The sequence below is a fragment of the Rhodococcus erythropolis NBRC 15567 genome (assembly GCF_001552595.1).
In the GTDB taxonomy this organism is placed as follows: Bacteria; Actinomycetota; Actinomycetes; order Mycobacteriales; family Mycobacteriaceae; genus Rhodococcus_F; species Rhodococcus_F erythropolis.
This window is the reverse complement of the sequence record NZ_BCRM01000001.1, coordinates 1,112,465-1,130,021: the sequence shown is the minus strand read 5'-3', so window position 1 is coordinate 1,130,021 and position 17,557 is coordinate 1,112,465. Positions and strand designations below refer to the sequence as shown.

Genomic DNA, 17,557 nt, shown 5'->3' with positions numbered 1-17,557 from the left:
TCAACAGTGTGGATGATAGGTGGAGTCGGATCCGCTCGCGGGTCGCACTTCATCGATCGGGAGAATCACGATGACGCAAGGATCTACCGCAACCCGAACCACCGAACGCCGGTCCCCGTGGATGGACGACGAATTGGAGGCCGTGGCCGACCTGGCAAGGAACTTCTTCGCCAAACACGTCACACCGCATCAGAAACGCTTCGCGTCCCAGGGTTTTCCCGACAAATCCGCATATCGGGAACTCGGGACGCTCGGGCTCGCCGGCATGTCGATCCCCACCGAGTACGGCGGCGGAGGAGGAACGTTTGCGCACGACGCCGTGCTGTTCCACGAGCAGGTCATGGCGGGTGATCATTCACTCCAACTCGGCGTGCACTCGGGAATCGTGCCGCACTACCTCAATGCCTACGCCGATCACGAGCACAAACTGCGCTGGCTACCGAAGCTGGTGAGTGGCGAGTGGGTGGGCGCAATCGCCATGACCGAGCCCGGCACCGGATCCGACTTGCAGAACATCACCACCCGCGCCGTCCGCGACGGTGACGACTATCTGATCAGCGGCGCAAAGACATTCATCTCGAACGGTCGCAATTGTGATCTGGTGATCATTGCCGCCAAGACCGATCCCAGCCTCGGAGCGCGTGGAGTGTCGCTCATCGTGGCCGAGGTCGATGACAACACACCGGGTTTCGAGCGCGGGCGAATACTCGAGAAGGTCGGACAGAAGGGCCAGGACACCACCGAGCTGTTCTTCGACCGCTTGCGGGTGCCTGCAACAAACCTGCTCGGGGACCGCGAAGGCACGGGGTTTGCCCAGCTGATGCAGCAACTACTGCCCGAACGATTGATCTGTGGGGTTGCAGCCACTGCGGCAATGGAGCGTGCCGTCGCCCTCACCGTCGAGTACACCAAATCCCGAAACATGTTCGGGCAAACGCTCTTCGATCTGCAGAACACCCGCTTCGAACTTGCCGAGTGTGCGTCCATCGCTCGTATCTCACGAACGTTCATCGACGACTGCATCGTCAAATACCTTGCCGGACAGCTCGATGCGACTACCGCCGCGATGGCCAAGTACTGGCTCACCGACCAGCAGTGCGCCGTGATCGACCGCTGCGTGCAACTACACGGCGGGTACGGCTACATACTCGAATATCCCATCGCTCAGATGTACGCCGACGCTCGTATTCAGCGAATCTACGCCGGATCGAACGAAGTCATGAAGGACCTCGTGGCGAGATCACTCTGAGCAATCAGGAATCCGCCTCGCACGCCGGCAGAACGTCACGCACGATGGCGAGCAAACTGTGTACCAGCAGAAGGTGCACCTGTTCGCGGTCGAGCGCTCCCGTCACCAACCACTGCTTACTGGCGGCCTTGGCCAATCCTCCGTACGCCACGATCATCGAATGAACAGCAGCCTCGCTGCCTTCACTCGGTCGAATCTCGAGCGCATCCATCATCCGTCGCGCAGCAACGTCGTCAGCGTCCTGCAGGATCCGGTCCATCTCGGGGTCACGGCGGAGGTCGTCGGACATGACAGTCGAGATCCACATGTCGCGATGACGCCAGGCGACGTCGAGCCACCGATCGATCACGGCGCCGATCCGCTTCTCCTGGCTCGCCGATCGCGGAATGCGGTCCACCGCCACTTCGGGAATGAAGACGAATCGCCGCACGACGTCGAGGTACAACTCCCGCTTGGAGCCGAAGTAATGATTGAGCAGCGGACGACCGACCCCGGCCGCCTTGGCCAACTCGGTCATCGAGACGTCGGCAAAAGACTTCTCCTCGAAAACCTTTGCCGCGCTGACAATGATCTGCTCACGCCGGTCTTCAGGACCGAGACGCTTTCCGCCTGTGGCCGACGCGGACGTCATTCTTTTCTCGCGGGCGTGCTGTTGACCGTCGCCTGCGCTTCGACCATGAGCGAAATGTGTTCCACCAAACGCTTTCGAGAGATCTTGGAGGACGGGGTGTGCGCCTGATAGATGAACGCGAGGGCACCGAACAGCCCCACCGAATTGAGTTCGGAGTTCGCGGAGTCGGTTGCCTCGCCGCCGTACATCAGCTCGAGCGACGCGGAGATCGGATTGGTGAACTCCGCCATCAATTCTCGCCCTCGATCCCACAGCGCAGGTTCCGCCTGGGATTCGACGAACATGATGCGTCCACGGCGCGGATCCTTGAATACGTAGGTGGTGAAGGCCTTCACCACGTGACGGATCAGGGCCGACGGTTCGGAAGGCGCCGCCTCGAGAGCGTCCAGAATAGTGTCGCGTGCCCCGAGAACGACCTCGTCGAGCACGGCGACCAGCAGTTCGTCACGATTGGCGAAGCTCTCGTAGAAGTACCGTTCGGTCAGCGCAGCCTCGCGGCAGGTCGCACGCATGGTCGCGGCGGCCGCACCCTCGGTGCCCATGATCTGCAACCCGGCTTCGATCAGCTGTGCCCGGCGCGCGGCGCGGCGATCTTCTGGTTCCTGCCCACGCCACCTGCGCGGGCCGGTGCGCCGAGCCTCGGTATCCGTCATGTCCCCATGTTCTCACTGACCGGCAGTGCTCTCGACCTCAGGTTATCGCGGCGACCTCGGCAAGCGAACTGACATCGCACGATGTCAATCAATTCAATTCTGACATCAATCGCTGTTGACATCACTTGATGTCAGACTTACTCTTCGTTCAGTTGTTCACGCACCAATCAGGAGGCGTCACACATGGTCGACATCGACCCAACCTCGGGGCCATCGGCCGGTGACGAGGAAACTCGAACTCGCCGAACACGAGTCGTCGTCATCGGAGCCGGTTTCGGCGGCATCGGAACGGCTGTCCGCTTGAAGCAGTCCGGGATCGACGACTTCGTCGTTCTGGAACGTGCCGCGGAGCCCGGGGGGACCTGGCAGGTCAATACCTACCCCGGTGCACAGTGCGACATCCCGTCGATTCTGTATTCGTTCTCGTTTGCGCCCAATCCGAACTGGACGCGGCTGTATCCGCTACAGCCCGAGATCTACGACTATCTCCGGGATTGCGTCCATCGCTTCGGACTGGCCGGTCATTTCCACTGCAACCAGGACGTGACAGAAGCTTCGTGGGACGAGCAAGCCCAGATCTGGCGGGTACACACTGCGGAAACCGTCTGGGAGGCACAGTTCCTGGTCGCGGCCACCGGCCCGTTCAGTGCCCCAGCCACACCCGACCTTCCCGGGCTCGAATCGTTTCGTGGTCAGATGTTCCACACCGCGGACTGGAACCACGACCACGACCTTCGCGGTGAGCGGATAGCCGTGGTCGGCACCGGCGCCTCTGCGGTGCAGATCATCCCCAGACTGCAACCGCTCGCGGACACGTTGACCGTGTTCCAACGGACACCGACGTGGATCCTGCCGCATCCGGATCAGCCGATGACCGGCTGGCCAAGCGCTCTCTTCGAGCGGGTGCCGCTCACCCAACGACTGGCACGCAAGGGACTCGACCTGCTTCAAGAAGCCCTGGTACCCGGATTCGTGTACAAGCCGTCACTTCTCAAAGGGCTGGCCGCACTCGGCCGAGCACACCTTCGCCGGCAGGTGCGGGACCCGGAGCTTCGCGCAAAGCTGCTCCCCCACTACGCATTCGGATGCAAGCGTCCGACGTTCTCGAACACCTACTATCCCGCGCTGGCGTCACCCAATGTGGAGGTGGTGACGGACGGAATCGTCGAGGTGCAGGAGCGCGGAGTTCTCACCGCGGACGGAACCTTCCGGGAAGTCGACACCATAGTCATGGGAACCGGCTTTCGGATGGGAGACAACCCGTCTTTCGACATCATCCGAGGCCAGGACGGCCGCAGCCTCGCGCAGACGTGGAACGGCAGTGCCGAGGCCTTCCTCGGCACCACTATCAGCGGTTTTCCGAACTTCTTCATGATCCTCGGACCCAATTCCGTGGTCTACACCTCGCAAGTCGTCACGATCGAAGCCCAGGTCGAGTACATCGTGAGCTGCATTCTTCAAATGGACGAGCGCGGCATCGGCAGCATCGACGTCCGCGCAGACGTGCAACGCGAGTTCGTACGCGCGACAGACCGCCGACTCGCCACCAGCGTGTGGAACGCCGGCGGGTGCAGTAGTTACTACCTCGTCGACGGCGGCCGCAACTACACATTCTATCCCGGATTCAACCGATCATTCCGCGCCAGGACCAAACGAGCCGACCTCGCTCACTACGCGCAGGTACAACCCGTCTCGTCTGCAGCACTCACCACTGCTCGAGAAACCGTGAGGAGCCGATAATGCTCGGCATCAACGCCTTCCGAGGCACACCCGTCGTCGCACCGTCCGGCGCTCGCCGCTACACCGACGAAGCACATGCGATCGCCGCCCGTGACGTCGATTTCGACTGGGACGGCGTACCACTGCATTACGTGCCGAACGAACCGATGGTCACCCACGTCATCAACTTCATGCATCTCGTGTTACCCGAGGGAGAGCGGGCCATGTCCGCAACGCTCGCCGAAGCACTCCCGCTCATCGAGGACACCCGCCTGCACGAAGAGGTGGTGGGATTCGTCGGCCAGGAAGCAACACACGCGTCGTCGCACAAAGGTGCACGCGAGCATCTTGCGGACCTCGGCATGGACATGAAACCGATGTCACGCCGGATGGACTGGCTCGTGGACAAGATATTGGGCGACAAAGGATTGACCGGAAAAGCCAAGCACGCCTGGCTCTGTGAACGTCTCGGCTTGTTTGCCGCCATGGAGCACTACACGGCAGTGGTCGGGGAATGGCTGCTCACCGATCCCGCCCTCGAAGATGCCGGCATGCACCCGATGATGCTCGACATGGTCAAGTGGCACGGCGCCGAGGAAGTCGAACACCGCAACGTAGCCTTCGACGCCTACATGTACGTGGACGGCAGCTACGCCAGACGCGTTCGCACGGCGCTGCTGGCCAGCTTCACATTGTTCGTGCTGTTCATCGCCTCGATGAACTACCTGTTCCGACAGGACCCGTCCACGACGAAGGGCCGACTGTGGCCTCTCCAACTGATAAGCGCCACCCGTCGTGGCCTGGTACCCAACATGAAATTCCTGATCACCGAGATTCCTCCGTATCTGCGGCCGAGCTTCCATCCTTCCCAGATCGGGGACATGGACGTCGCCATGCGTTACCTCGCTCGCTCGCCTGCTGCCAATCGTTCTTCCGAAGCGAGCGCAGGATGAACAAGACGACTGCCGACAGTCCCCACGACGCACCCGACTTCACACCGACCCGGTCGTTGAGGTTTGCCGCGCAAGCCACCGGCGCATACCGCCGAATCTTTGCAGCAAGTCCAGCAGCGCACATACTTTCGCGCCCCAGCCCGGTCCGCTACAGCGGGTTCGACATGACTCTGGACGTGAAGTCCGTCCGGTCAGAGTGCGACGACGTCCTGAGTGTCACCTTGACCCCGAGGGAAGGAATCACCCTTCCGTCGTGGATTCCCGGCGCCCACCTCGACATCTTTCTCCCCTCGGGAAGGCAACGACAGTATTCGCTGTGCGGCGACCCCGACGACTTGTCCTCGTATCGGATCGCCGTCCGGAGGATCGACGAGGGTGGGGGCGGCTCGCGCGAGATACACGAGTCGCTGAAACCCGGCATGGTTGTGGACGTTCGAGGGCCACGCAATGCATTTCCGTTTGTCGCTGCTCCGTCGTACCTCTTCGTTGCGGGCGGAATCGGGATCACTCCGCTCCTTCCCATGGTGCAACGTTGTCACCGCCGCGGAATCCCGTGGCGTTTGGATTATCTCGGACGAACTCGGACGGCCATGCCATTTCTCGACGAGATCGAGGAATACTCCAGCGGCCGGGTAACCATCCGACCGGACGACGAGTTGGGCCCGACGGATATCGAAACACTGGTCGCTGCTGCGGATCCCGGTGCCGCGGTGTACACGTGCGGACCGGCGCCGCTGATGAACATGGTGCGCGCGGCGACCTTCGCCGGCAATCCGACCGGATCGGTGCACAGCGAGAGGTTCTCCCCACTCCCGGTAGTCGACGGCAAGGAGTTCACGGTGCATCTGGCGCGCACCGGTCTCACCGTCGATGTGGGCGAGTCCGAAAGTGCTTTGGCTGCGATACGACGTGCACTTCCCGGAGTCGCGTATTCCTGCCAACAGGGCTTCTGCGGTACGTGCAAGGTTCGGGTGCTCTCGGGGAGCGTCGATCATCGAGACACCTTGCTCACCGAATCCGAACGTGCCGATTCGATGTTGACCTGTCGATCACGTTCCACCGGTGCATCTTTGGTGGTGGACCTGTGAGGGGAAAATTCTCTCTTGCGGCAGCCGACGCAGACTTCGTCCGATCCGCGCCGCTGGTGATCACTCACCGGATCGAATCCGAAGCGACGTGCGAAAGCTTGTGGCAGACGTTGACCTCGGACGGAGCGCTCACGTCGTGGGCGCGCGGGATCACCGGAGCCGACTGGACCTCGGCCAGACCATTCGGCATCGGGACTACCCGAACCGTGCGCGCCGGCGCTTTTGCTGCACTGAACGAGAGATTCTTCCGCTGGGACGAGGGGCACCGAATGACGTTCTACGTGGAGTCGGCGTCACTGCCGGGGTTCAAACGCTTCGCCGAAGATCTGGTGCTGGAACCGACTTCGACAGGCAGCCGCCTCACCTGGACATTCGCCGTACAAGCGCAGCCGTGGTTCGCCCCGATTCTGGCTCTGTCCCGACCGATCCTCGAACGCGTCACTCGCAGCTGGGCCGACGGCGCCGTCCACCACACACTTCAAGGAACTCCACAATGACGGCGACCGAGATCGACACGACCACACAGGCGTCCGACGACACGGTGACACAGGCAGTGCGCGACGCCCGAACTGCTTCCGAGTGGTGGGCAGAACTGACATTCGAGCAACGCGCTCGTCGACTGGATCGGTGGCGTGGAATCATCGCTCGTCGAGCATCCGAACTCGCCGACGTCGTGCACCGGGACATGGGCAAGCCGCACCCTGACGCGATGCTCGAAATCGCCATGGCACTCGAACATCTCGCGTGGGCGTCGAAGAATGCCCGAAAGGTATTGGGCAGGCGCAGCGTCCGCTCCAGTTTGTTGACGGTCAATCAGGCCGCCTCGGTGGAGTATCGACCTCTCGGGGTGATCGGTGTGATCGGTCCGTGGAACTATCCGGTCTTCACCCCGCTCGGTTCGCTCTCGTTCTCGCTGGCTGCAGGCAATGCCGTGGTCTACAAGCCGAGTGAGTTCGCCCCGGCAGTCGGGCAATGGTTGGTCCGAGCGTTTGCCGAGGTCGTCCCTGAACATCCTGTGCTGCAAGTTGTCACAGGCGACGGTTCGGTCGGCGCGGCACTGTGCCTGGCCGGTGTCGACAAGATCGGGTTCACCGGATCGACCGCGACGGGCAAGAAAGTCATGGCAGCGTGCGCCGAGACCCTCACACCGGTGTTGATGGAATGTGGCGGTAAGGACGCGCTCATCCTTGATGCCGACGGAAATGTTGGTGCCGCCGCGGATGCTGCGGTGTGGGGCGCATTGTCCAACTCCGGTCAAACCTGTCTGGGCGTCGAGCGTGTATACGTGCACGAACAGGTCTACGACGAGTTTATCGACAAGACAATCACTTTGGCTGCCCGAGTTCATGCCGGTCCGGGTGCCGAGGACAAGATCGGTCCGATCACCATGCCCGCGCAAGTGGCTGTAATCCGGCGCCACATCGACGACGCGATGTCGCGGGGTGGACGTGTCGTTCTCGGAGGGCTCGGCTCGATCTCCGGCCAGTACGTGCAACCGACCATCATGGTCGACGTCCCCGAAGACAGCCTCGCCGTCACGGAGGAAACTTTCGGCCCGACGATGACGATCACCAAGGTCGCCTCGATGGACGAGGCGGTGGAGTTGGTCAATGCGTCGCCATATGCATTGGGAGCAAGCGTGTTCGGCAAGCATGGAGTGGCTGTTGCCGATCGGCTCCGATCCGGAGGAGCGTCGGTGAACTCTTACGTGATGTATGCCGCGGTTCCCAACCTGCCACTGGGTGGGGTCGGAGCATCTGGTTTCGGACGCGTTCACGGCCCAGATGGTCTGAAGGAGTTCACCTACGCTCGTTCGACGACCCGGCAACGATTCCGTTCGCCCCTACCACTGACGACGTTTCGACGGACCGCCCGAATCGACTGGCTGGTCAAGGTTCTCATCCGCGCTCTACACGGAAGGCACTGAAGCAATGACGGGACGCATGTCCGCAATTGCGGGAACAGTCCGCGATCTGGGCATTCCACTGCCCGGACGCCGAATCGACTACGACGTCGCCGGAAAGGTCGTGCTGATCACCGGCGGAGGCGACGGTATCGGTTCCGCGCTGGCGCGCACTCTCCACCGGCGTGGGGCCACCGTGGCGCTGGTCGACGTCAACGAAAGTTCATTGGCAACGGCCGAGCGCTCATTCGAGTCACAGCGAGTCGTGACGGTGACGGCCGATGTCCGAGATCGGGACGGCATGACCGCAGCCGTGCAAACGATCATCGAGCGGCTGGGCAGAATCGACGTCGTGGTGGCCAACGCCGGAATCACCCCTCCCCCGGCAACATTGCGCCAGATCGATCCCGACGCATTCGATCGCGTGCTCGACGTCAATCTCACCGGCGTCTTCAACACAGTGCATCCGACCATCGACGAGGTGATCCGCAACAGTGGGCACGTCGTCGTCGTGTCATCGGCAGCGTCGTTCGCCCCCGGTTTGGGCGGCGCTTCGTACATGATCAGCAAGGCTGGGGTCGAAGCGCTCGGCCGGGCGCTGCGTCTCGAGGTTGCCGGCTACGGCGCCACTGCCGGCATCGCGTACTTCGGGATGGTGGATACACAACTTGCACGCGCCACACTCGACGACGACGAGATCGGGCGCAAACTCGACGCTCGACTACCCGGTCCCCTCCGTCATCGAATCTCCCCGGACCGTGCCGCCACGGTGATCGCAGACGCGATCGCGCGCCGCGCCGCCCGGACCCTTGCCCCCGCTGCCTGGGAACCCTGGGCGTGGGGACGCGGATTCATCAATGTCCTGGCCGACGGCTATCTGGCCAGGGACAAACAGGCACACGACCTGATCCGCGAACTCGAAGACAGAACCACCGCTGCGGCCCCGACGAATGCATCAGCCCTGACAAAGGCATCCAGGAGATCATCATGACCACGTTGTGTGCAGCCTTCCAGCGAGTGTCGGCGGTAGCGCCCGACTCGGTGGCCCTGCGAGACATCGGCGATGCGCGAACACTGACGTGGCGCGAGTACGCCGAACAGGTCCGCGAGGTTGCCGCGGGATTGGCCGGAATCGGCGTGGGACACGGCGATACGGTTGCCTTGATGATGAGTAACCGCATCGAGTTCTATCCGATCGACGTCGGTGCCCAACATCTCGGCGCGACGTCCTTCTCCATCTACAACACGTCGGCACCCGAAGCCATCCGTTACATCCTCGCCAATTCCGGTGCACGGGTTCTCGTCTGCGAAGACCGGTACGTGGATACGGTCCGCCGCTCGGGCGCCACACTCGAGACGATCGTCGTCGTCGACGCGCAATCGCATGTCCACCAGCCCGGCACCGTGACCCTGGAGCAGATGAAGAATTCTGCCGCATCGGATTTCGATTTCGAGGGCACCTGGCGTGCGGTGAAACCGAACGACGTCGCCACGTTGATCTACACCTCCGGCACGACCGGCAACCCCAAGGGCGTCGAGACGACTCATGCATGCCTGTTGTTCGAAACCAACGCCGTAAGCGCTGTACTCCCCGTCGAATTCGGTGACCGCATCACCTCGTACATGCCGTCGGCGCACATCGCCGATCGGCTCACCTGCCTGTACATGCAAATGGTGTTCGGCACCCAGATCACTGTCGTGCCGGATCCGAGCCAGGTAGCGGCCGCGCTTCCGGACTGTCGCCCCACGATCTGGGGCAGCGTCCCCCGTGTGTGGGAAAAGCTGAAAGTTGCAGTCGAATCGGCTGTCGCCAACGAACCGGACGACGCGCGGCGAGCGGCGTTGCAGTGGGCACTCGACGTCGGTCGCACTCGTCTCGCACACTTACGAGCCGGTGAAACAGTCCCCGCCGAACTGGAAGCGGACTACGCCCGAGCCGATACGATGGTCCTGTCCGCTCTGCGTGCGAAACTCGGCTTTGCCGAACTGAAGTGGGCCATCTCTGGCGCCGCACCAATTCCGCCGGACACGTTGGCATTCTTTGCGGCCCTGGGAGTTCCGATCTCGGAGATCTGGGGAATGTCCGAGCTGACATGCATCGCGAGCACCGCGCCGGCCGAGCCGACCAAGCTCGGAACGGTCGGAAAGTTACTCCCAGGCATGGAAATGCGCATCGAGGCGGACGGCGAGCTACTGGTTCGAGGCCCGTTGGTCATGAAGGGGTACCGCGGCGAACCGGCAAAAACGGCCGAAGCGATCAGTGCAGACGGGTGGCTCTCGACCGGAGATGTCGTCACCGCCGACGCGGACGGCTACCTCACGGTGATCGATCGCAAGAAGGAGTTGATCATCAACGCGTCGGGAAAGAACATGTCACCGGCCGCCATCGAGACGGCAGTGAAGACGTCGTCGTCGTTGATCGGTGAGGTCGTGACGATCGGAGACGGCCGAAAGTTCAACACAGCGTTGATCACTCTCAGCGCCGACGCCGCGGTCGGAGCGGCACGCTCACTGGGACTTGCGGCCGAGGCCGCGGTACTCGCCAAGGACGCTCGGATCGTCGACGTCGTTGCAACTGCTGTCGCCGAGGGAAACTCGCGTCTGTCGAGGGCCGAGCAGATCAAGCGGTTTCACGTACTCACCATGTTCTGGGAGCCAGGCGGCGACGAGCTGACACCGACGATGAAGCTCAGGCGCAAGCCGATAGCCGAGAAGTACGCGTCCGAAATTGCAGCCCTCTATGCGGATTCGGTCGTTGAGGACGTCTACGAGCCTGCACCCTGCGCATAGATCAGCGTCTCGGTGGCCTTGACCACAAACGTAGCGGCCGATCCCGGAACCAGATCGAGTTCGGCCGCTGCGCTCGCCGTGATGTCGGCAGACAAACCCGGCTGGCCGGCTTCGTCCTCCGCTCGCACTCGGACGACATCGCCTCGGTTTTCGATCTCCGCGATCGTGACCGCAAACGCATTTCGTGGGCTGCCGTGCGGCGGATCCAGGTAGACCGACACTGCTCGCGGCTCGAAGACCGCCACGGCGGCACTGCCGGCCGGTAGGTCGGTCTCCGTCTGGCCCGCGATATCCACCCCGACCGGACTTCTGAGCACTCCGTCTCCGGCCATCGTGCCGCTGCGCAAGTTGATTCCGGCGATGCGTGCTGCGAATGCACTACGCGGGCGGGTCAGAACTGTTCGTACGTCACCACGTTCGACGACCCGGCCACCGTCCATGACGACAACCGTGTCGGCCAGCGCAAGTGCGTCCAGAGCGTCGTGCGTGACGAGTACGGCAGTGCGATCGCCGGTCCTGAGCACTCGGCGCAGTAACGACCGCAGCGCGGGGGCGGAGGCGACATCGAGCGCGGACATCGGTTCGTCGAGTAGAAGCAGTTCGGGTTCAGCAGCCAATGCCCTCGCCACTGCAACCCGTTGCGCTTGGCCACCGGAGAGTTGTGAAGGCTTGCGGTCAGCCAAATCGCCGGCGTCGACTGCGTCCAGCCAATGGCGCGCGGACTCGGCGGAATCGCGACGCGACCGCCCTGCACTGCGCGGCGCGAACGCCACGTTCGCAGCCGCACTGAGATGGGGAAAGAGAAGTGCCTCTTGCGCGAGTAGGGCAGTGCCGCGCCGATGGGGTGCCAACACGACTCCCCTACGGGTATCGGTGAGAACGCGGGAATTGAGTTCGATCAACCCGCGCCGCGGATGATGCAGTCCGGCAACCGCCGCCAGTACCGTCGACTTGCCGGCGCCGTTCGGCCCGAGGATGGCGGTCACCTCGCCCGCCGCTACGTCGAACGTCGCAACGACGTCGCGCTCCGGAATCTCGATGTCGACGTGGAGGCCACTCACAACGAACCCGCCGATCCGCGTCCACGCACCGCAACCACGATGACCACCGCGACTACAACCAGCACCAGCGAAAGCGCCACCGCTGCATCCGGATCGGTCTCACGCTGGAGATAGATTTCCAGCGGCAGGGTACGCGTCACCCCTTGCAGACTTCCCGCGAAGGTCAGCGTCGCACCGAATTCCCCCAGCGCTCGAGCGAAAGCCAGAACTGCCCCTGACACCAGACCGGGAAGCACCAGCGGCAGAGTCACCCGGCGAAGCACGGTGGTCGGGCGGGCTCCGAGCGTCGAGGCAACGGCCTCGTATCTTGTACCCGCAGTGCGTAGTGCACCTTCGAGGCTGACGACGAGGAACGGTAGCGCAACAAACGTCTGCGCCAGGACCACCGCGGTTGTCGAGAATGCTATCTGGATGCCGAGCACTTCCAACTGCTCACCGATCAACCCTTTGCGCCCGAACGTGTACAGCAACGCGATACCGCCCACCACGGGCGGCAGAACCAGCGGGAGCAGAATCAACGATCGAAGAACGGACAGTCCCCGAAAATGACTGCGCGCCAATACCGCGGCCATCGGTACCCCGAACAGGATGCACAGCAGCGTGCTCATTGCCGCTGTCTTCAAACTCAGTTTCAACGCGGCAACCGACGATTCGGAAGTCACGAGTTCCCAGAACTGCGACCACTGCACGGTGGCCAGCATCGCCGCCAAGGGCGCGATGACAAACGCTCCGCCGATCAGCGCCGGAAGGTAAATCCATACCGGCAACCCGAGCGGAGCCCGGACTGCCGGTCTTAGGTGTGTCACGGGGCAGCGAATCCCGCGTCACTCAGAACTGCCAGGCCCTTGGGCCCCTTGACGAGATCGACGAACTTGGTTGCCGTTTCCGAATTCTTCGAATTCTTCAGCACCGCAATCCGGTACAGGTTGACCACCGTGGTGGCTTCCGGGAACGCGACCGTCTGCACCTTGTCACCCGCGGACTTCGCGTCGGTGACGTAAACGATGCCGGCATCGGCCTGCCCGGACGTCACCTTGTTGAGAACGTCGGTCACCGACGATTCCTCACTGACGGGCGAGAGGGTCTCACCTGTGGCCGTCTCGACCTTCTTCGTAGCCGCGCCACACGGGACCTGCGGAGCGCAGATCACCAGTTGTGTCCCCTCCTTTGCCAGATCGGCGAAGGACGCGATGCCCTTCGGATTGCCAGGCGGTACAACGATCGTCAAGGTATTGCTCGCGAAATCCGAGGGCGACCCCGCGACGACACCGGCATCGGTGGCCTTGGTCATGTTGGCGGCGTCAGCCGAGGCGAACACGTCAGCCGGTGCGCCCTGGGTGATCTGGGCGACGAGATCCGAGGACCCGGCAAAGCTGAATGTGACCGATGAACCGGGGTTCTCGGACTCGAACTCCTTGCCGAGTTCGGTGAAGCTGTTCTTGAGTGACGCCGCCGCGAAGACGGTGATGCTTCCCGTGGCACTGTCACTGGAAGTGGTCGTGGTCGGAGCGGCCGACGACGTCTCCGACGACGAATTGTCGGAGGAACTACAACCGGTCACCAGGGCAAGCGAAAAGGCACCTGCTGCAACAAGTCCGACTACACGCTTCACGAATTTCCTCCAGTATGTTCAGAACTACGGCGTTTCCACGATGACCGTGGTGGCCTTCACGATTGCGACTCCGATACTCCCGACCTCGAGTCCGAGCTCCCGAACCGCGTCGGTACTCATCAACGAGACGACAGTGAAGGGCCCACACTGCATTTCGACCTGGGCCATCACCTTGTCGGTGACGACCTTGGTGACGAGGCCGGCGAACCGGTTGCGGGCCGAACTCGCACCCGCGAGCGGATCGGCCGGTGCGGGTCCGGCGTTGGACCGGGCGAAGCCCGCCAACTCGGCACCGTCGATGACCTTGCGGCCGGAGTCGTCCGTCCTCGCGGTGAGAAGCCCACCGTCGACCCACCGTCGAACGGTGTCGTCACTGACACCGAGCAGACCGGCAGCTTCGCGGATTCGAATGTTGGGCACCAGGTGATCGTAGGTCGCAAGTGCGGACCTAACAAGCCGAAATACTCCGCAGATGCGTGAACTAGTCAATCATGATCACGTATCTGCGGAGCATTGTCGATAGTTGCCGTAGACGAGTCAGCGCATCATTCTTCGGCCCAGGGCACGCGGCAGGAGTCGGTGCTGAACCCTTGCTCGGTGATCCCCAACGCCGAATACATCCGGGCGCGCATGTTTTCGAGCCCGATCTGATAGGTCAGTTCCACGACGCCCGCTCGCCCGAACCTGCGCTCGAGATCCGCGACCTGCTCGTCCGTCACCCCGTTCTCCCCGTGCGGGTCACCGGTCATGGCATCGGCGTAGGCGATCGCGGCCCGCTCGTCCTCGCTGTACTTCGGTGAATCCCGGTAATTCGCGATCCCTTTCAGCTTGTCGATGTCCAAACCGTCCAGGCGCGAGAGCATCGTCCCGAAGTCGACACACCACGAGCAGCCGACAGTCCAGGCGACGCGATAGACGGCCAGTTCACGAATGTTCGACGGCAGCACCTTCGACGCCTTCTGCACGGCCATCTCGTGACGGGCAGCCGCGACGAACAATTTCCGATGGTTGGCCAGGACGGCAAAGGGCTCGGGGACTTCGTCGTACTGCCTGGCGGCGAATTTGTATGCCACTTTGATCAACGGACTGGCTTCTGACGGTGTCACTGCGGGAATGCGAGTCATGGCAAGCCTCCGTACGTTCTGGGGCACCGGATTCGATGCTCTCTACAGAGTTGGACGATGGCGGCGATTCAAACGTGACAAGCACCGCGTCCGAGCGGATGTGAGGATGCGGTGTCAGCCGACTAAGCTGCAAAGATGCCTTCGACGCCCCGCAACCGCACTGTCTCGCGTCTGCAGCCGTTCGCATCCACGATCTTCGCCGAGATGACAGCGTTGGCCACACTTCACGACGCGGTCAACCTCGGTCAGGGCTTTCCGGATACCGACGGTCCTGCGGCCATGCTCGAAGTAGCGCGCCGAGCCATCGCCGAGGGCGTCAATCAATACCCGCCCGGTCCGGGCATGCCCGTCTTGCGTCAGGCCATCGCGGAGGATCGGCGCGTCCGTTACGGACTCGACAGTGATCCCGACTCCGAAGTTCTGGTCACCGTCGGCGCCACCGAGGCGATCAGTGCTGCGATTCTCGGACTGGTCGAACCCGGCGAAGAAGTAGTGCTGATCGAGCCGTACTACGACTCCTACGCTGCATCCGTCGCATTGGCAGGCGCTGTGCGTCGCACAGTTCCGCTGGTTGCCGCGGGAGACGGATTCGCGGTCGATCTCGATGCATTGCGCGGCGCGATCACCGCCAAGACGAAGATGCTGATCGTCAACAGTCCTCACAACCCCACCGGCACCGTATTCACCGATCACGAACTTCGAGCGATCGCCGAACTCGCGTGCGAACGCGACCTGATCGTGTTGAGTGACGAGGTCTACGAGCACTTGGTCTTCGACGGCCTCACCCACACACCGATGGCGTCGCTCCCGGGCATGCGTGAGCGCACCGTCACTGTGTCCAGTGCCGCAAAGACTTTCAATGTCACCGGCTGGAAGACCGGCTGGGCGATCGGCCCCCGAGAACTCATCGACGGAGTCCGTGCCGCCAAGCAGTTCATGTCATTTGTTGCCGGTGCACCATTCCAACCGGCCGTTGCCTACGCGCTGACCAACGAACAGCCGTGGGTCGTCGAACTTCGACAGAGCTTGCAGGGCAAACGGGACGTACTCGGAAAAGCTCTGACCGAGGCCGGTTTCACGGTGCATTCCGGCGGCGGCACGTACTTCCTCCTTGCCGACATCAGACCGTTGGGTGAAACCGACGCGGGAGATTTCTGTCGCGCCCTACCCGAGCGTATCGGCGTCGCGGCCGTACCGGTCGACGTGTTCGCGGACAACCGCGACGATTGGAAGCACCTGGTGCGCTTCGCCTTCTGCAAGCAGGACCACATTCTTTCCGAAGCTGCACGCCGTCTCCACCTGCTCCAAGGAGCAGCGCACCCATGACAGCGCGGACCATCCCGACCGCATTCGTCCACCGCTACCTCGCGTTCTCGCCGGACAACGACGTCGATTTGTCTGGTGCACTGCGAGCTGCTGGGATCGACCTGGAGACATTGTCGGACGCTCGCGCGCGGCTGACCCCAACTCAGGTCACCACCTTCATTCAAACCACCTGGCAGATCACCGACGACGAATTGTTCGGCCTCGGATCCGCCCCGGTCCCCCGTGGCACTTTCCGATTGATCTGCCTGACGTTGATCCATTGCCCTGACCTCGGATCAGCGTTCGCTCGAATGTCCGACGTGATCCGTGCACTACCGGCTCTCGCCCCACTGGCGATCGAGAAGGGCGAGGAAAGCACGCGGGTGAGCTTCGCAGTCCGCGCTCGCGAAGGCGTCGCCGAACCTGATGTCGCAGAACGTGTCACAACCGATTTTGTCCTGATCTTGCTGCACCGATTTTCCGCGTGGTTGATCGGAAAGCGCGTCCGACTTCGGGCAGTCGAATTTCCGTACTCGGCACCGGATGCGCGGTTGGCGCAGGACTACGACTACATCTTCGGAGCGCCGGTCACCTTCGGCGCGCAGCGAGCGGCACTGGAGTTCGACAACTCGGCCATGCGCGCACCGATCATCCAAACCGAGGAGACGTTGGAGGAGTACCTCCGAGAATCTCCGATTCAGCTCATGTCCGAACGCGATTACGACAGCACTGCGTCGGCGCAGGTGCGACGGGTCCTGGAACTTGGGGTGAAGGGGCGAACCTCCACGGCCGAGGAGATCGCCGAGATGCTCTCGATCAGCGTTCCCCATCTGCGTCGACTGCTGCGGCGTGACGGAACATCACTGAATCAACTACGCGAGGAAGTGCTCCGCGACGTAGCCATCGCTGGTTTGCGGCGCGGAGAATCCGTCGAAGTACTCTCGGCGCGATTGGGGTTCTCCGAGCCCAGCGCGTTCCGTCGGGCCTTCAAACGATGGACCGGCGACACTCCGAGTTCGTACCGCTAGCTGACGCAGAACTCGTTTCCTTCGGGATCGGTCATCGTGATCCACACGCTCGGCCCCTGCGCTCCCCGGTGCAGGATCGTCGCCCCCACCGTCTCGAGGTGCGCTGCGACATCCTCGCGCTTGTCGCCCACTCGTATGTCGAAATGGAGCCGGTTCTTCACCGTCTTCGATTCCGGAACCAGTTGGAACAGAACGCGGGGACGTTCGGGATGCTCCGGATCGCTGATGGCTGCACCTTCGCGCCAGACGAGAACTCCCTCGAAGGTCGTGGTGTCAGATTCCTTGGCGTGACCAGCAGCGACGAGGCCCCTGATGAAGTCTTCGTCGCTGGGCTCCGCTGCCCACCCGAGTGCTGCGGCCCACCACTTCGCCTGTTCGTGCGGGTGTGCCGAATCTACTGTGACTTGAAATTCGTATCCCATGTTCCGACGTTAACGCCGA

General features: G+C 62.6%; 18 protein-coding genes. 10 read left to right on the top strand and 8 right to left on the bottom strand.

Annotation, left to right across the window (positions count from 1 at the left end; all coding sequences use genetic code 11):
* Nucleotides 1-70: 70 nt before the first annotated feature.
* Nucleotides 71-1,249, top strand: coding sequence for an acyl-CoA dehydrogenase family protein (locus RE4_RS05455; RefSeq protein WP_046380016.1), 1,179 nt, complete (start codon nucleotides 71-73; stop codon nucleotides 1,247-1,249).
* A 4-nt stretch (nucleotides 1,250-1,253) separates the two neighbouring features.
* Here the strand turns inward: RE4_RS05455 and RE4_RS05450 are convergent, their stop codons facing one another.
* Together RE4_RS05450 and RE4_RS05445 are read right to left on the bottom strand one after the other, a co-directional pair.
* On the bottom strand, nucleotides 1,254-1,880 hold the full coding sequence (locus tag RE4_RS05450; RefSeq protein ID WP_019744959.1) for a TetR/AcrR family transcriptional regulator: 627 nt from the start codon (nucleotides 1,878-1,880) through the stop codon (nucleotides 1,254-1,256).
* Nucleotides 1,877-2,533, bottom strand: a complete 657-nt coding sequence (locus tag RE4_RS05445) for a TetR/AcrR family transcriptional regulator (RefSeq protein ID WP_020908817.1) — start codon at nucleotides 2,531-2,533, stop codon at nucleotides 1,877-1,879. Before RE4_RS05445 ends, RE4_RS05450 begins: the two co-directional genes overlap by 4 nt.
* 183 nt (nucleotides 2,534-2,716) lie before the next feature.
* Between RE4_RS05445 and RE4_RS05440 the strand changes: the two genes are divergently transcribed.
* The 7 genes from RE4_RS05440 to fadD11 are packed head-to-tail and all read left to right on the top strand — an operon-like array spanning nucleotide 2,717 to nucleotide 10,986.
* Nucleotides 2,717-4,273 carry a flavin-containing monooxygenase gene (locus tag RE4_RS05440; RefSeq protein WP_047889902.1) on the top strand — a complete coding sequence of 519 codons (1,557 nt, stop codon included), beginning with the start codon at nucleotides 2,717-2,719 and terminating at the stop codon, nucleotides 4,271-4,273.
* Nucleotides 4,273-5,205 carry a metal-dependent hydrolase gene (locus tag RE4_RS05435; protein WP_029256039.1) on the top strand — a complete coding sequence of 311 codons (933 nt, stop codon included), beginning with the start codon at nucleotides 4,273-4,275 and terminating at the stop codon, nucleotides 5,203-5,205. Before RE4_RS05440 ends, RE4_RS05435 begins: the two co-directional genes overlap by 1 nt.
* A complete protein-coding gene (locus RE4_RS05430; protein ID WP_060938146.1) occupies nucleotides 5,202-6,293 on the top strand; it encodes a PDR/VanB family oxidoreductase in 1,092 nt (363 codons plus the stop codon). The genes RE4_RS05435 and RE4_RS05430 overlap by 4 nt, the downstream gene beginning before the upstream one ends.
* Nucleotides 6,290-6,790, top strand: coding sequence for an SRPBCC family protein (locus RE4_RS05425; protein WP_060938145.1), 501 nt, complete (start codon nucleotides 6,290-6,292; stop codon nucleotides 6,788-6,790). The genes RE4_RS05430 and RE4_RS05425 overlap by 4 nt, the downstream gene beginning before the upstream one ends.
* The gene (locus tag RE4_RS05420; protein ID WP_060938144.1) at nucleotides 6,787-8,220 is read left to right on the top strand and encodes an aldehyde dehydrogenase family protein; all 1,434 of its coding nucleotides are present in this window, start codon (nucleotides 6,787-6,789) and stop codon (nucleotides 8,218-8,220) included. Before RE4_RS05425 ends, RE4_RS05420 begins: the two co-directional genes overlap by 4 nt.
* Before the next feature lie 4 nt (nucleotides 8,221-8,224).
* Complete coding sequence (locus tag RE4_RS05415; protein ID WP_060938143.1) at nucleotides 8,225-9,187, top strand: SDR family oxidoreductase; 963 nt, start codon at nucleotides 8,225-8,227, stop codon at nucleotides 9,185-9,187.
* Nucleotides 9,184-10,986, top strand: a complete 1,803-nt coding sequence (gene fadD11 / locus RE4_RS05410) for a fatty acid--CoA ligase FadD11 (RefSeq protein ID WP_060938142.1) — start codon at nucleotides 9,184-9,186, stop codon at nucleotides 10,984-10,986. Before RE4_RS05415 ends, fadD11 begins: the two co-directional genes overlap by 4 nt.
* On the opposite strand, the gene RE4_RS05405 is transcribed toward fadD11, so the two are convergent.
* The 5 genes from RE4_RS05405 to RE4_RS05385 all read right to left on the bottom strand — a co-directional run bounded on the left by RE4_RS05405 (nucleotide 10,962) and on the right by RE4_RS05385 (nucleotide 14,783).
* Nucleotides 10,962-12,047, bottom strand: a complete 1,086-nt coding sequence (locus RE4_RS05405; protein WP_021332192.1) for a sulfate/molybdate ABC transporter ATP-binding protein — start codon at nucleotides 12,045-12,047, stop codon at nucleotides 10,962-10,964. The genes fadD11 and RE4_RS05405 overlap by 25 nt on opposite strands.
* Entirely contained in the window at nucleotides 12,044-12,853 is an 810-nt protein-coding gene (locus RE4_RS05400) for an ABC transporter permease (RefSeq protein ID WP_020970514.1), read from the bottom strand. Before RE4_RS05400 ends, RE4_RS05405 begins: the two co-directional genes overlap by 4 nt.
* The gene (modA, locus tag RE4_RS05395) at nucleotides 12,850-13,659 is read right to left on the bottom strand and encodes a molybdate ABC transporter substrate-binding protein (RefSeq protein WP_060938141.1); all 810 of its coding nucleotides are present in this window, start codon (nucleotides 13,657-13,659) and stop codon (nucleotides 12,850-12,852) included. Before modA ends, RE4_RS05400 begins: the two co-directional genes overlap by 4 nt.
* A gap of 24 nt (nucleotides 13,660-13,683) precedes the next feature.
* A complete protein-coding gene (locus tag RE4_RS05390; RefSeq protein ID WP_020908827.1) occupies nucleotides 13,684-14,079 on the bottom strand; it encodes a TOBE domain-containing protein in 396 nt (131 codons plus the stop codon).
* 125 nt (nucleotides 14,080-14,204) lie between these two features.
* Nucleotides 14,205-14,783: a carboxymuconolactone decarboxylase family protein gene (locus RE4_RS05385; RefSeq protein ID WP_020908828.1), complete on the bottom strand. Its 579-nt coding sequence runs from the start codon at nucleotides 14,781-14,783 to the stop codon at nucleotides 14,205-14,207.
* 135 nt (nucleotides 14,784-14,918) lie between these two features.
* Between RE4_RS05385 and RE4_RS05380 the strand changes: the two genes are divergently transcribed.
* The gene (locus tag RE4_RS05380; RefSeq protein ID WP_046379083.1) at nucleotides 14,919-16,109 is read left to right on the top strand and encodes a pyridoxal phosphate-dependent aminotransferase; all 1,191 of its coding nucleotides are present in this window, start codon (nucleotides 14,919-14,921) and stop codon (nucleotides 16,107-16,109) included.
* Nucleotides 16,106-17,116 (top strand): AraC family transcriptional regulator, encoded by a 1,011-nt coding sequence (locus RE4_RS05375; protein WP_019744973.1) that lies wholly within the window; start codon nucleotides 16,106-16,108, stop codon nucleotides 17,114-17,116. Before RE4_RS05380 ends, RE4_RS05375 begins: the two co-directional genes overlap by 4 nt.
* On the opposite strand, the gene RE4_RS05370 is transcribed toward RE4_RS05375, so the two are convergent.
* Nucleotides 17,113-17,538 carry a VOC family protein gene (locus tag RE4_RS05370; protein ID WP_003940409.1) on the bottom strand — a complete coding sequence of 142 codons (426 nt, stop codon included), beginning with the start codon at nucleotides 17,536-17,538 and terminating at the stop codon, nucleotides 17,113-17,115. The two genes, RE4_RS05375 and RE4_RS05370, sit on opposite strands and share 4 nt — an antisense overlap.
* Between the last annotated feature and the right edge of the window lie 19 nt (nucleotides 17,539-17,557).